The 12,554-nt window shown below is 41.9% G+C and carries 15 protein-coding genes; 6 read left to right on the top strand and 9 right to left on the bottom strand.

Features of this window, described 5'->3' with window-relative positions:
• Nucleotides 1-27 precede the first annotated feature (27 nt).
• From B2727_RS13850 to B2727_RS13835, 4 genes are all read right to left on the bottom strand, one after another.
• Nucleotides 28-1,743: a cation:proton antiporter gene (locus tag B2727_RS13850; RefSeq protein ID WP_033133273.1), complete on the bottom strand. Its 1,716-nt coding sequence runs from the start codon at nt 1,741-1,743 to the stop codon at nt 28-30.
• Between the two features lie 226 nt (nt 1,744-1,969).
• Nucleotides 1,970-2,125 carry a 50S ribosomal protein L33 gene (gene rpmG, locus B2727_RS13845; protein ID WP_003654787.1) on the bottom strand — a complete coding sequence of 52 codons (156 nt, stop codon included), beginning with the start codon at nt 2,123-2,125 and terminating at the stop codon, nt 1,970-1,972.
• 12 nt (nt 2,126-2,137) lie between these two features.
• Nucleotides 2,138-2,374 (bottom strand): 50S ribosomal protein L28, encoded by a 237-nt coding sequence (gene rpmB, locus B2727_RS13840; RefSeq protein ID WP_004649871.1) that lies wholly within the window; start codon nt 2,372-2,374, stop codon nt 2,138-2,140.
• A 168-nt stretch (nt 2,375-2,542) separates the two neighbouring features.
• The gene (locus B2727_RS13835) at nt 2,543-3,997 is read right to left on the bottom strand and encodes a coniferyl aldehyde dehydrogenase (RefSeq protein ID WP_005200267.1); all 1,455 of its coding nucleotides are present in this window, start codon (nt 3,995-3,997) and stop codon (nt 2,543-2,545) included.
• A gap of 121 nt (nt 3,998-4,118) precedes the next feature.
• Between B2727_RS13835 and B2727_RS13830 the strand changes: the two genes are divergently transcribed.
• From B2727_RS13830 to B2727_RS13810, 5 genes are all read left to right on the top strand, one after another.
• Nucleotides 4,119-4,817 (top strand): TetR/AcrR family transcriptional regulator, encoded by a 699-nt coding sequence (locus B2727_RS13830; RefSeq protein WP_004802563.1) that lies wholly within the window; start codon nt 4,119-4,121, stop codon nt 4,815-4,817.
• 88 nt (nt 4,818-4,905) lie between these two features.
• Entirely contained in the window at nt 4,906-5,769 is an 864-nt protein-coding gene (gene purU, locus B2727_RS13825) for a formyltetrahydrofolate deformylase (RefSeq protein WP_004802565.1), read from the top strand.
• Between the two features lie 208 nt (nt 5,770-5,977).
• Nucleotides 5,978-6,727: an energy transducer TonB gene (locus tag B2727_RS13820; protein WP_033133274.1), complete on the top strand. Its 750-nt coding sequence runs from the start codon at nt 5,978-5,980 to the stop codon at nt 6,725-6,727.
• Between the two features lie 42 nt (nt 6,728-6,769).
• Entirely contained in the window at nt 6,770-7,390 is a 621-nt protein-coding gene (locus B2727_RS13815; RefSeq protein WP_016164976.1) for a MotA/TolQ/ExbB proton channel family protein, read from the top strand.
• A 1-nt stretch (nt 7,391) separates the two neighbouring features.
• Nucleotides 7,392-7,796 carry an ExbD/TolR family protein gene (locus B2727_RS13810; protein ID WP_004802569.1) on the top strand — a complete coding sequence of 135 codons (405 nt, stop codon included), beginning with the start codon at nt 7,392-7,394 and terminating at the stop codon, nt 7,794-7,796.
• A 52-nt stretch (nt 7,797-7,848) separates the two neighbouring features.
• On the opposite strand, the gene msrA is transcribed toward B2727_RS13810, so the two are convergent.
• The 5 genes from msrA to thyA form a co-directional block, all read right to left on the bottom strand.
• On the bottom strand, nt 7,849-8,373 hold the full coding sequence (msrA, locus tag B2727_RS13805; RefSeq protein ID WP_005200264.1) for a peptide-methionine (S)-S-oxide reductase MsrA: 525 nt from the start codon (nt 8,371-8,373) through the stop codon (nt 7,849-7,851).
• Between the two features lie 106 nt (nt 8,374-8,479).
• Complete coding sequence (locus B2727_RS13800; RefSeq protein ID WP_033133275.1) at nt 8,480-8,956, bottom strand: META domain-containing protein; 477 nt, start codon at nt 8,954-8,956, stop codon at nt 8,480-8,482.
• Nucleotides 8,957-9,081: 125 nt separating this feature from the next.
• Nucleotides 9,082-10,137 carry a DUF4105 domain-containing protein gene (locus tag B2727_RS13795; RefSeq protein ID WP_033133276.1) on the bottom strand — a complete coding sequence of 352 codons (1,056 nt, stop codon included), beginning with the start codon at nt 10,135-10,137 and terminating at the stop codon, nt 9,082-9,084.
• Nucleotides 10,138-10,155: 18 nt separating this feature from the next.
• Complete coding sequence (locus tag B2727_RS13790; RefSeq protein ID WP_005315240.1) at nt 10,156-10,665, bottom strand: dihydrofolate reductase; 510 nt, start codon at nt 10,663-10,665, stop codon at nt 10,156-10,158.
• 25 nt (nt 10,666-10,690) lie between these two features.
• Nucleotides 10,691-11,533, bottom strand: a complete 843-nt coding sequence (thyA, locus tag B2727_RS13785) for a thymidylate synthase (protein ID WP_033133277.1) — start codon at nt 11,531-11,533, stop codon at nt 10,691-10,693.
• Between the two features lie 171 nt (nt 11,534-11,704).
• Between thyA and B2727_RS13780 the strand changes: the two genes are divergently transcribed.
• Nucleotides 11,705-12,529 carry a YwqG family protein gene (locus B2727_RS13780; RefSeq protein WP_033133278.1) on the top strand — a complete coding sequence of 275 codons (825 nt, stop codon included), beginning with the start codon at nt 11,705-11,707 and terminating at the stop codon, nt 12,527-12,529.
• Nucleotides 12,530-12,554 lie beyond the last annotated feature (25 nt).

The raw sequence follows: 12,554 nt of genomic DNA, 5'->3' as shown, positions 1-12,554 counted from the left end.
AGTACGCTTTTTTATTTTTGAACATATTTAGTGGGCTTCGGATTGATGCGCCAGTTCGATTTGACTGAGAATATGATGGCTCATATTTTTTGCCATTTCTTCTTTGGCGTAGAATACTTCACCAATATTTTCTTCACGTATCACCACAGCTTCTTCTTTACTCTCTGCGCAAATAAGGACCTGAATTTCAGGATTTAGCTGTTTTGAAATGTCCACGATACGATGAATATCTAAAATATCCATTGGTGAAATGACTAACAAACGGGCATGTTGAATATGTGCCTGAATCAATACATTGGGTTCAGTCGCTTCACCACTGACCGCCGCAATGCCTTGGCTACGTAGTTTTTCAACAATTTCACGATTTTCTTCAGCAATCACCACTTTGATGTTTTGCTCCATCAGGTTTTCACTGATACGACGGCCGACACCACCATAGCCAATAATCACCACCTGATCGCGTAGATAAGCTTGATCAACCTCGTCGGGCAACATGGCCAGTGGGTCACCACTACGTTCTAATAAACGTGCTAAATGCGAGCGTTCACGAATCCAGCGCTGTACAGGTTCAATTGCAGAGAACACAAATGAGTTCAGGGTAATTGAGAATAATGCACCAGCAAGAATCAGGTTTTGCGCATCAGGCGTCAATAAACCTAATGATAAACCAAGTGTCGCCAAGATAAAGGAGAACTCACCGATTTGCGCCAAACTTGCGCCTACGGTTAAGGCGGTATTGATTGGGTAGCGGAAGAACAATACCAGAGCCATTGCCGCTAGGGTCTTGCCCACCATGATAATCGCAACGACAGCTAAAATACGTAACGGCTCTTCTACCAGAATGCTCGGATCAAACAGCATGCCGACTGAAACAAAGAACAAAATCGCGAAAATTTCACGTAATGGCAATGTTTCCTCTTCTGCACGGTGGCTAAAGTCAGACTCTTTTACCACCATACCCGCAAAGAATGCGCCAAGGGCCATAGATACGCCGAACACCGCGTAAGAGCCGTATGCAATTGAAACCGCAGCTGCAACAACAGTGAGTGTAAACAGCTCACGAGAACCTAAACGTGCCACGAATTGCATGATCATGGGTACAAGTCGCTTACCAATAATCAGCATGAAGGCGATAAAGCCTGTCACTTTGAGCAGGGTAATGCCAATCGTGATCCAGATGCTTTGTGATGTATCTGTCCCAGGTAGTGCCTGTCCACCGAGTAATACCGCTGTTGCGGGTAGAAGGACCAAGGCTAAAACCATCACGAGGTCTTCAACCAAGAGCCAGCCAACAGCAATTTTTCCATTCACTGAGTCCAGTAAGCCGCGGTCACCCAATGCCTTGAGCAGAACAACAGTACTGGCACAAGATAAGCTTAAGCCGAAGATCAGTGCAGAGCCAAAGCTCCAGCCCCAAAACATAGAGACTGCGATCCCAAGTAAGGTTGCCACCGCAATCTGCAAAATTGCGCCAGGCACAGCAATACGACGTACTTGCAGTAAATCTTTGAGGGAGAAATGCATCCCGACACCGAACATGAGGAACATTACCCCCAGTTCAGCCAGCTGATTGGCGAGCTGCATGTCACCGACTACGCCAGGCGTATTGGGACTAATAATAATGCCTGCAACTAAATAACCAATCAAAGGAGGGAGACGTAGACGTGCTGCGATATAGCCAAAAATAAGGGCCATACCAAAACCAACAGCAAGTAATATAATTAAATCAACATCATGTGGCATTGCGGTTCCTTAATCTTTGCGGTTAAGGGGAAAATAAATGAGCATAAAACATGCCAAGAAAACAGCGAATAAAGTGTAACAACTAAAATCGAATTTGTTGATGACAATTTTTTTATTTATCAAAAAAAATCATGTAAGTCATTTTCAAGCATTTCATTTAAATAAAATACATTTTTTAGGCAAAAAAAACGACTTCAAGAGAAGTCGTTTTTTTAAAGAACTAAAATTATTTAATTTTAGCTTCTTTGAAGATTACGTGTTGACGGATTTTTGGATCAAATTTTTTGATTTCCATTTTTTCCGGCATAGTACGTTTGTTCTTAGTAGTGGTATAGAAATAACCAGTACCAGCTGTAGAAACGAGGCGAATCTTATCACGCATTGTTCAGACTCCTTAGATCTTTTGACCTTGAGCACGGAGATCAGCAACAACTTTCTCAATACCCAATTTATCAATAATACGCATACCTTTAGTAGTTAGACGAAGACGTACAAAACGCTTTTCGCTTTCTAACCAAAAACGGTGGTGGTGCAGGTTCGGCTCGAACCGGCGTTTGGTTTTGTTGTTTGCGTGCGATACGTTGTTACCAACGATAGGACGCTTGCCGGTAACTTGGCAAACCTTAGACATGGTGAACTCCATTGCTAGTTTATATAGCACTGTTTCGTGCAACTAGCCATTCAAGTAAACGGATGAAATCATTCAAGGGGCGTTTTATACCAAAAATACGATTAAAAGACAAGCGAATTTGGTAAAAACAAGGCATGAACTGGTGTGATAGCTCATGCCTTAACCAGCTTAACGAAATAGTGTTTTTAAAAGCAGTTTATGCGTTGCTTTATTATAAGGTGGTAGGATGAATTTTAAACTGTAAAGTTTAGGGCTCACTGGGTTTGACATCATTGAACGTTCATGTGAGAAGCTAAAGAAGCCTTCTTTACCATGATATTTGCCCATACCTGATGCACCAATGCCACCAAATGGCAGATCATCCTGCGCCACATGGGTAAGAACTTGGTTGATACCAAAATGTCCTGAATGGGTACGTCCTGCGACATAATCAGCACGTGCACTATCGATATCGAAGTAATAGAAAGCTAATGGACGTGGGCGACTATTAATGAACTGAAGTGCATCGTCGATATGGTCGTATTCTAAAATAGGCAGAATTGGACCAAAGATCTCATTCTTCATGATTTCCATTTCAGTGGTCACGCCCGTTAATAAGGTTGGCGCAATTTTACGAACTTCAGTTAAAGACTCATTCTTGGCATTTAGTTCAACAATCGTTGCACCTTGGTCACGAGCATCCTCTAAGTAACCTTGTAGACGATTATATTGCTTGTCATTCACAATAGAGGTGTAGTCGTTATTGTCACGCAAGCTTGGGTACATTGTGGTCACAAAGTCATTGTAGTGCTTGGTGAACTCTGCTGTTTTACCTTTAGGCAGGAACATATAGTCTGGCGCAACACAGGTTTGACCCGCATTCCATAGCTTACCTACCGCAATACGTTGTGCCACGTCGCGAATATTCATGGCTGAATGAACCAGTGCAGGCGATTTTCCGCCAAGCTCTAAAATCACTGGAACAAGATTCTCTGCTGCTGCTGCCATCACCGTTTTACCGACAGAGGTTGAGCCTGTAAAAATCATTTTATCAAAAGCGAGATGACTGAATGCATCTGAAATAACGCCACCACCATTCACGACAGCAACCAACTCTTGTGGGAATGCTTCAGAAAGGGCATTTTCAAGTACATAACCAAAATTTGAAGAAGCACTCGAAATTTTGATCATGGTATGGTTACCAGCAGCCAAAGCACAGATCAATGGGCCGACTGAAAGTAATAAAGGGTAGTTCCATGGTGCAATTACCCCGATTACACCCAATGGTTGATATTCTACCCAGCCTTTTGCTGGTTGGTGTAACATGCTGATATGGCGTTTAGATGGTTTCATCCATTCAGTTAAGTTTTTGCTGTAGTATTTGATATGTTCTAGACAAGTCAGAACTTCGCCAATTTTGGTTTCCATAATGGCACGGTTGCCATAATCTTGACTAATTGCGTTAGCAAATTGATCTTGATACTTTATCAAGATGTTTTTAAGTCGAGCTAAGCGTTCAATACGTTCTTTGGCGCTTGGCACAGGATGGCGTTGGTAAGCTGCTTTTTGCTGCTCAAGCAAATCATGTAGCCGTTTCACATCAACATGAGGTGTCATAGCGGTTGTTTTTGTTTGACTGTTCATAGGAGTGGACCAAAAGAAAGCTTATTATTTTTTAATTTTTAGAGTAAATACTCTAAAGTGTCAAGTCGCTTTATAGGTTTGTTTTATAACCTATTGATTATGTTATAGATGGTTAAAATCAATGTCGCACGCTAAACCGAATAAAACAAAAGATCGAATTCTGCAAATCAGTTTGCAGTTGTTTAATGAGCGTGGAGAGCGTTCGGTCACAACTAACCACATCGCGGCTGAACTCGGGATTAGCCCAGGCAACTTGTATTATCATTTCCGTAACAAACAGGAAATTATTAAAGAACTGGCACAGCAATATCAGGCTGAAACCTTGGAAATGTTGGCCTTGCCAACGGATCGTCCATTGAATGCCAATGATAAAATTAGCTATTTTCAAGTACTCAGTAATCAGTTGTGGGCCTATCGTTTTATTCATCGTGATGTCTATCATCTAGTTGAAAATAATGAAGACTTCCGAAAAATCTATCCACGTTTTGCCGGGCAGGTGATGCAGCAGGGGCAAAGAATTTATCGTGCCTTCGTGGATGCAGGTCTGATGAAAATGACCGATTCAGAAATTGAAGCCTTGATCATCAACTTGTGGATTGTGCTGACCAACTGGACCAACTTCTTATATATGTCTGGTCATATCAGTGATAACAATCGCCTGGAAGAAAAGTGGGTTTGGCAAGCATTGCGACAAATGGTGTTCTTAGAAGGTCCATATTTAATGGGTGAAAGTCGCCAAACCTATGAACAGTTATTGAAATCACTTGGACCATCAGACTTATTCGCAAGTTTGTCTAATCTTAAAAATGATGATGAATAGATCGTCAGCAGCTATTTAGTCAATAGCAAAAAAGGGTTAGAATGCTCGGCTTGATTTTAATTTGATTCGAATAAGTGATATTAACCAAATGAACACGACTACAGCCCACACAGCGCGATTACTGATTACTTGTGAAGACAAGCCGGGGATCGTGCAAGCCGTATCGAGCTTTTTGTATCATCAGGGAGCAAACATTACCGCACTTGATCAGTACGCAACAGAAGCTCAAGGCGGGCGTTATTTCATGCGTGTTGAGTTTGAGATTGATCATTTGCAGTCTCGTAAAGAAGCGTTGATGCAGACCTTTGCTGCCAATGTTGCTGAACGTTATGAGATGCAATGGAAGCTTACTTTTGTTGGTGAGTTGAAAAAGGTCGGTATTTTAGTTTCTAAAGTCGATCATGCTTTATTGGAATTGTTATGGCGCCATGCACGTGGTTCATTGCCATGTGAAATTACCCAAGTCATTTCAAACCACCCAGATTTGCGTGAATCGGTTGAAAACTTTGGTATCCCATTCCATGTTGTACCGGTTAATAAAGACAATAAAGTTGAAGCGTATGCTCAAATTGATGAAATGATGCAGGGCAATGATCTATTGATCTTGGCGCGTTATATGCAGATTTTGAGTGAAGACTTTGTTGCTAAGTGGGAAATGAAGATCATCAATATTCATCATTCTTTCCTGCCTGCTTTCGTGGGTGCAAATCCATACAAGCAAGCCTATGAGAAAGGAGTGAAGCTGATTGGTGCAACCGCACACTATGTGACAGCTGATCTCGATCAAGGCCCAATCATTGAGCAAGATGTTGAACGTGTGAGCCATGACTACAACGTAGAGCAGTTACGCGAGTTAGGCGAAGACGTTGAACGTAACGTATTGGCACGTGCAGTAAAATGGCATTTAGAAGACCGTATTATTGTTGATGGAAACAAAACCGTGGTGTTCTAATCCATCGCTTTGTTTCAGTATGTAAAGAGAACATGTCGAAAGGCATGTTTTTTTATGCCTATTTTTCAATGGCTAGCAAATATACAATAAAAAAACAGTTGCAAATGAAAACACTTCTCATTTATTATTACGGCACTTTCATTGTTCTATCCGATGAGTGAAATCGTTTTTTTGAAAGCGTCACCATCTATTAGGTACTTAGATTCTTATGAGTCAATCTCCTGCTACATTCAACACGCCACACCCGATGAAAAAGAAAATCATCGCTGCCTTAGTTGCAGTTGTGATTGGACATGTAGGAGTTCTGTGGGCGGTGAGCCACATGAAAACGATTGAGTTAAGACCAATCGAGAAAGAACCGCTTAAGGTGAAGTTCGTTAAGATTAAAGAACCACCAAAACCTGAACCACCGAAACCTAAAGAAAAGCCAAAACCTGAACCTAAAAAAGAGGTGAAGGAAGTTAAAGTTGTTGAAAAACCTTTACCTCCACCGAAAAAGATTGAAAAGGTTCAACAGGTCAAAGAGGCACCAAAACCTGTTCTTCAAAAAACTGAACAAAAGATTGAACCTAAAGTTGAAACCAAGGTCGTGACCACTGTGACTGAAAAAGTGGTTGAAAAACCACAACCCGTTCAGGAAGTTGCGAAACCACAACCTGCTGCTGATCCATCACCAAAACGTGTATCGATTGGCGGTTCAGGGGTTCAATGGAGTCGTTCACCGAAATTATCTGTTACAGCAAAAGATTTAGATAACCAAACACGCTCAGTGATGGTACTGATTGAAGCTGATGAGAAAGGTAAAATTACCAATGCGCGTGTTACACGTAGTAGTGGTATACCGAATCTCGATGAAAAAGTTTTACGTGCTGTAAGAAGTGCGAAATTTAAACCGTATATGGAAAATGGTGTTGCTTACCCGATTCGAGCAGAGCAGCCGTTTGATCTTAGTCCTTAATAAATTTGAGTCCTTGCGACAGATTAAATCAGGAGTTCGTATATGAACTTTTCAGTTTATTGGCAACATGCAGATGCAGTAAGTAAAACACTGTATTTCATCCTTTTAGCAATGTCGATTGCGACGTGGACTATTTTCATTCTGCGCCTATTAGGAACACGCCAATTAAAACAACAAGCTTATACTCAACTTGTCCAAGCTTTGGCTACGCTTAAATCAAAGTTACAGCCTTTATCGTTTGAACAACGTAAAGCTGTCGCTGAGCAAGCATTGCTTCGCCAAATCTCTGCGGAAAAATCTCAAGCAGAAAAAGGTGTATCCGTTCTTGGAACAATTGCTTCACTGGCACCGTTTGTGGGTTTATTCGGTACAGTATGGGGGATTTTCCACGCACTTGTGGCAGTGGGTAAAAGTGGTCAAGCTGGTTTAGCTCAGGTTGCAACCCCAGTGGGTGAGGCGCTGATCATGACGGGTCTGGGTCTTGCAGTGGCGATTCCAGCGGTGATGGCGTATAACATCTGTGTACGTTTTAATCGTGGCTTGGCACATGATTTACAAGATCAAGCACATAGCTTGTTAATCGATACCATGTTGCAGCAAGACAGTACAGCAAAGACGGAAACTAAAGCGACTCAACAAAGTTTAGTTGGAGGTCAAGCTTAAAATGGGCTTTCAATTGGGTGAAGACCACGACAGTGGCATGAATGAGATGAACCTCATTCCTCTGATCGACATTATGTTGGTATTGATGATTATCTTTTTAGTCACAGCAACGGTTGCTAACCCATCAATTCCATTAAGTTTACCAAAAACCACTGCTGAAATTGTAGATCCACCACCAAAAGCGATCACCATTAGTATTAATGACAAAGGTGAAGTGGCTTGGGATGCGCAGATTATTAGCTTAGAAGAGCTAGAGAAGCGTTTCCAAGAGGCGGGTCAGGCTGCGACCAAACCGACTGTGCAGTTACGTGCAGATAAAGAATCAAAATACGATACGGTTGCGCAAGTGATGTCTCGTGCCAGCGAAGCAGGCTTAAGTGATATCGCGTTTGTAAGTGAAAACTAAAACAACGCGTTAGAAAGAAAAAAGCAACTCTGAGAGTTGCTTTTTTTTATGCCTAGTCGGTTTTGAGAAGATCGAGATATTTAGCACGTAATTTAGACAGCTTCGGAGGAATGCTGAAATTGCAGTAACCTTGTGATGGATTGCGGGCAAAGAAGTTTTGGTGATATTCCTCAGCAGGATAGAACGTCGGTACTGGACTGAGCTCAGTCACAATATTCAGACCTTCATCTTCCAGATCATGAATAATCTGTTCGGCTTGCTGCTTTTGCTCATCATTGAAGTAATAAATAACAGAGCGATACTGCGTGCCAATATCGTTACCTTGGCGATTTAAAGTGGTTGGGTCATGCGTCGTAAAAAAGACATTCAGTAGTTGTGAATAGCTAATCTGCTGTTCATCAAAATCAATCAGCACAACTTCTGCGTGTTGAGTATTGCCTTGGCAGACCTGTTCATAGGTTGGGTTTTGGCTAATCCCGCCTGCATAACCACTCACCACTTTTTCTACACCTTTAAGCTGTAGAAATACCGCTTCTACACACCAAAAACATCCACCACCAACGAGCGCTTGTTGCATGAGACTCCCCAATTTTTAATTTTAAGAATGCTACTAAAGTAAACGAAGTGTTGAAAAAGTAAAAGCCCGTGTTCGAAACGAGCTTTTACTTTTTTACGATAACGAATTATGGCAACGGTTGAATCACGGTGACAAAGCTAACCAGAACCTTGCCTGACGCATCCATGAATTTAAGCTCATGACCTTTCAGCTCGTAATTGGTTGTGCTTGCCAAAGCATTGCTATATTGGCGTGAAAGCGCGCTATTATCTTTGCCGATACAGGCCATCATGGTCGAAGCAATCGGGCCGAGGCGTAAGACAGCACCTTGGCTTTCGAAGCTGCCTTGAATCTGGTTACAACCATCTGCACCAAAGAAACGTTTGCCTTTGGCGTCAAATTGAATTGCAGGGCGCTTACCAGAAAGATCATTGCTTGTAATCTCGACACCATTGATCTGTGTAGCAATCCAGTTACGGCCATAGAGATTGATGTTTTCTTTCTGAGATGCATTTGGAGAGGTTTGGAGAGGTTCTGTGGTTGAACAACCCGTCATTGCTACGGCAATTGCCAAAGTACATGTTGTTAAAAAAGGCTTTAACATAAAATTTAAGTCCAAATCATTGTGTTTCTATGTTTGGCATTAGAATAAAACAACATGGAGTGGAGCAGGATATTGCGTATCCTTTTGTAAATGTTCAGGTGTTTTTAATAAAATGAGTGGAAAAATCACTCAGTTTTGGGAAGACCTGTACGAATGACATCCGAAAAATATTCACTGCTCTGATTAGGCTGTTGTTCATATTGTTCTGCACGTGGATTGATATGTGCCAAGCGATACCATTCTTTCATGCTGTAGTTTTGATTGAGCGCTTTCAGATCGTAGAGGTAATTGGGTAAATAACCCGAGGCCAATAAGCGGTAGTCTTTGGGTAAGCGCTGTGGATTAATCGCTTGAACCATGTCAAAGACCAGCGTGGTGCAATTACTGGTCAGAGTGTTGTACCATTTGGCTTCTGCACGCAATTCATCTGCTTTGTGCAGATATTCAATAAACAGGGCTTTGCGTTCAGCTGTGGGCATTCTGATCGGGAATAAATAGACTTGTTCGTGACGAACATTACTGCGCGTATAGATCAGATCCTTTTCATCTGATGCGACTAGACTGAGTTCGTATTTACGGAAAAAGCCGCCAATCGCGGAAAAATCTTCGCCTCTTTCCTTACGAATTTCAATAGAGAATACCAGTGGCTTTTGATCAGAAAAATTGAAACTGACCAGCGTATGGGCAATTTGTGGCCCCATCCAGTAGGAGGTAATGACATTGATGCCCGTAATCTTATTCAGATCAATGCTGCGATCTTCCCAATGAATGTCATAGCTGCCATCGGCATGCCAGTCAAAATTTCGCACATTATGCAGCTTTACAAGATCACCATTCTTTTCATAGCTTAGCTGTTCTGCAACCTCAGGATTCCAATCCCGATCCTGTCTTGCTTCTAAGGAAAAATACCAGACCAAAGCACAGGCAAATGCCACACAATAAATAATGATATCGGTGCGACGACTCACCAGATGACCACTGACATAGACGCCAATCAAGCTGAGGGCAAATAAGACCCATAGCGCAATGACGGCTCGACTGAAAAAACTACCTAAGGGTTGCTGAATCCATAAAGCTAGACAGAGCCAGATACTTGAAAGGATCACGCACAAGGTAAACAGACTGTGTAAAAGCCCAATGCCTAAAGCGATGAAAAACTCACGTGATCCAATATTGTGCATGGCAAGCGCGATCCATTCTTATTTTTGGTAGGTCGCAAACTCAAAAGTAACCCCTGATTTCTCATCAGTATGCTGTTCCGAGTTTACTTTGCGAAAGTCATCGGAGATTTTTGGGTAATGTGCATCACCTTGAACGTCAAGATCAACATGCGTTAATTCTAAACGATCCGCAATAGCGAGCGTTTGGGTAAAAATCTCTCCACCCCCAATAATAAATAAGGATGCTTTTTCAGCGTGTTGTGCATCTGTAAGTGCGCCATTAAGTGCATCTTCGATACTATGCGCGACTTTAACCCCGTCAAAATGCCATTCAGGGTCACGGGTAATCACCCAATTGACACGATTCGGTAGACTACGCCCCATAGATTCAAGGGTTTTACGCCCCATAATCACCACACCCCCTTGGGTAATGGCTTTAAAGTGCTTTAGGTCAGCAGAGATATGCCACGGCAAAGCATTGCCTTTACCGATACAGTGATTTTTATCCATTGCAACTACGTGAACAACTTCAGTGCCTTGCCATGCCATTTTATATTCTCTCTAACTAATCGATTTAAACTGCGACAGGTGCTTTAATTGCTGGGTGTGATTCATACCCTACAATTTCAATATCTTCAAATTTAAAATCGAAAATATCGGTAATCTCAGGATTGAGCTTTAATTGACACAATGGTAGCGGCTCACGGCTCAGCTGTAATTGTGCCTGTTCAAAGTGATTGGCATATAAATGCGTATCACCACCTGTCCAGACAAAGTCCCCGACACCTAAACCACAGACCTGAGCAATCATATGGGTCAGTAGGGCATAGCTGGCAATATTAAACGGGACACCTAAAAACACATCGGCACTGCGTTGATATAACTGGCATGATAATTTGTTGTCTTGTACGAAAAATTGGAACAGGGTATGGCAAGGCGGTAATGCGACTTTGCCTGCTTCATTTGGGTTCCAGCCTGAGACAATCAAACGACGTGAATTTGGATTGGTTTTAATTTCATTGACCAACCATTTAATCTGATCAAAGCCATCCTGCTGGTAGCTGCCATCTGCATTTTGGGTCGCGCCAAAGTTACGCCATTGGTGGCCATAAACAGGGCCAAGTTCACCTTCTGGACGACCAAAACGTGCAGTCTGTTCTGCAGTTGCCCATTCATCCCAAATTGAAACTTTATTGTCTTTGAGATATTCAACATTGGTATCACCTTTCAGGAACCAAAGCAGTTCAATGACGATGGAACGGAAGTGGACTTTCTTGGTGGTGAGCAGTGGAAAGCCCTTAGAAAGATCAAAGCGCATCTGATGACCAAATACTGAACGTGTACCTGTGCCTGTGCGGTCACCTTTGTCGCCGCCATTGTCAAGGATATGTTGTAAAAGGTCTAAATATGTACGCATTGTCATTCCTACCGCAGATTTTGCCTGGGCTCATCTTATCAGAAATTATGTGATAAATAATGGGTCAATTGAGCGTCATTAACTGTCGTAGTGCAGACTTTATCCTCTGTTTAAATTTAGCTGCTTGTTTTATATTACATTCTATAAATAAGTAGAGGGATAACCAACAGAATGAATTTTAAATCAGAAACTTTGCCGAACAGTGTGCAGCCATACCTAGAAAAAATCACGGCGACTATTCTGCCAACCGTCACCATGCAACTCACTCCTAGTGATGAATTAACTTTATGGCAAAGTAAAATTGGGGGACAACCTTACTTACCGCTAGATGCGACTTATCCAGTGGACGCTGATAGCAATCCGTTAGCTTTGCTAGCACAGTTTAATTTCGCTGAAATTCCAAGTTTGCCCAATTTCCCAGATCAGGGGATTTTACAGTTCTACATCGCGGCTGATGATTTGTACGGAATGAACTTTGATGACCAACAGCAGCAATCGGGCTTTAAAGTGTTGTACTTTGAGCAGGTCATTGAAGATGCTTCACAATTAAAACAAGACTTCTCTGAAGTTCAGTTAGGTGAAGATGATTATTTGCCATTTACGGGGCAATACGCGATTGAATTTAGCCTGACTTCTCAGCCGATTAGCCTCGGTGATTTTGGCTTTGCACCAAAGATTTTAGGTGTCGATGAACTATATGATTTTGAAGATCAATTTGAAGGGGGCGATTTCGAAGATGATTTTATCGAGCCTTATGATGAATTGGCTTCCGCAAGTGGACATCGTTTAGCTGGTTATCCTTATTTTACCCAAACTGATCCACGTCAATATAATGAAAAAGTTCAAGATTATGTGCTGCTTTTTCAGCTCGATACTGATGATGCGGAAAACGAGATTATGTGGGGCGATTCGGGCGTAGGGAATTTCTTTATTCATCCAGAAGACTTAAAGAAACGAGATTTTTCCAAAGTACTATATAACTGGGATTGTTGTTAAATAAAAAAAGCGGATGAGTGTTCAT

Origin of the sequence: Acinetobacter sp. UBA991 (genome assembly GCF_002292065.1) — a bacterium.
Lineage (GTDB): Bacteria > Pseudomonadota > Gammaproteobacteria > Pseudomonadales > Moraxellaceae > Acinetobacter > Acinetobacter higginsii.
Note: the sequence above shows the minus strand (reverse complement) of the source record. Positions and strands in the feature narration are given on the sequence as shown.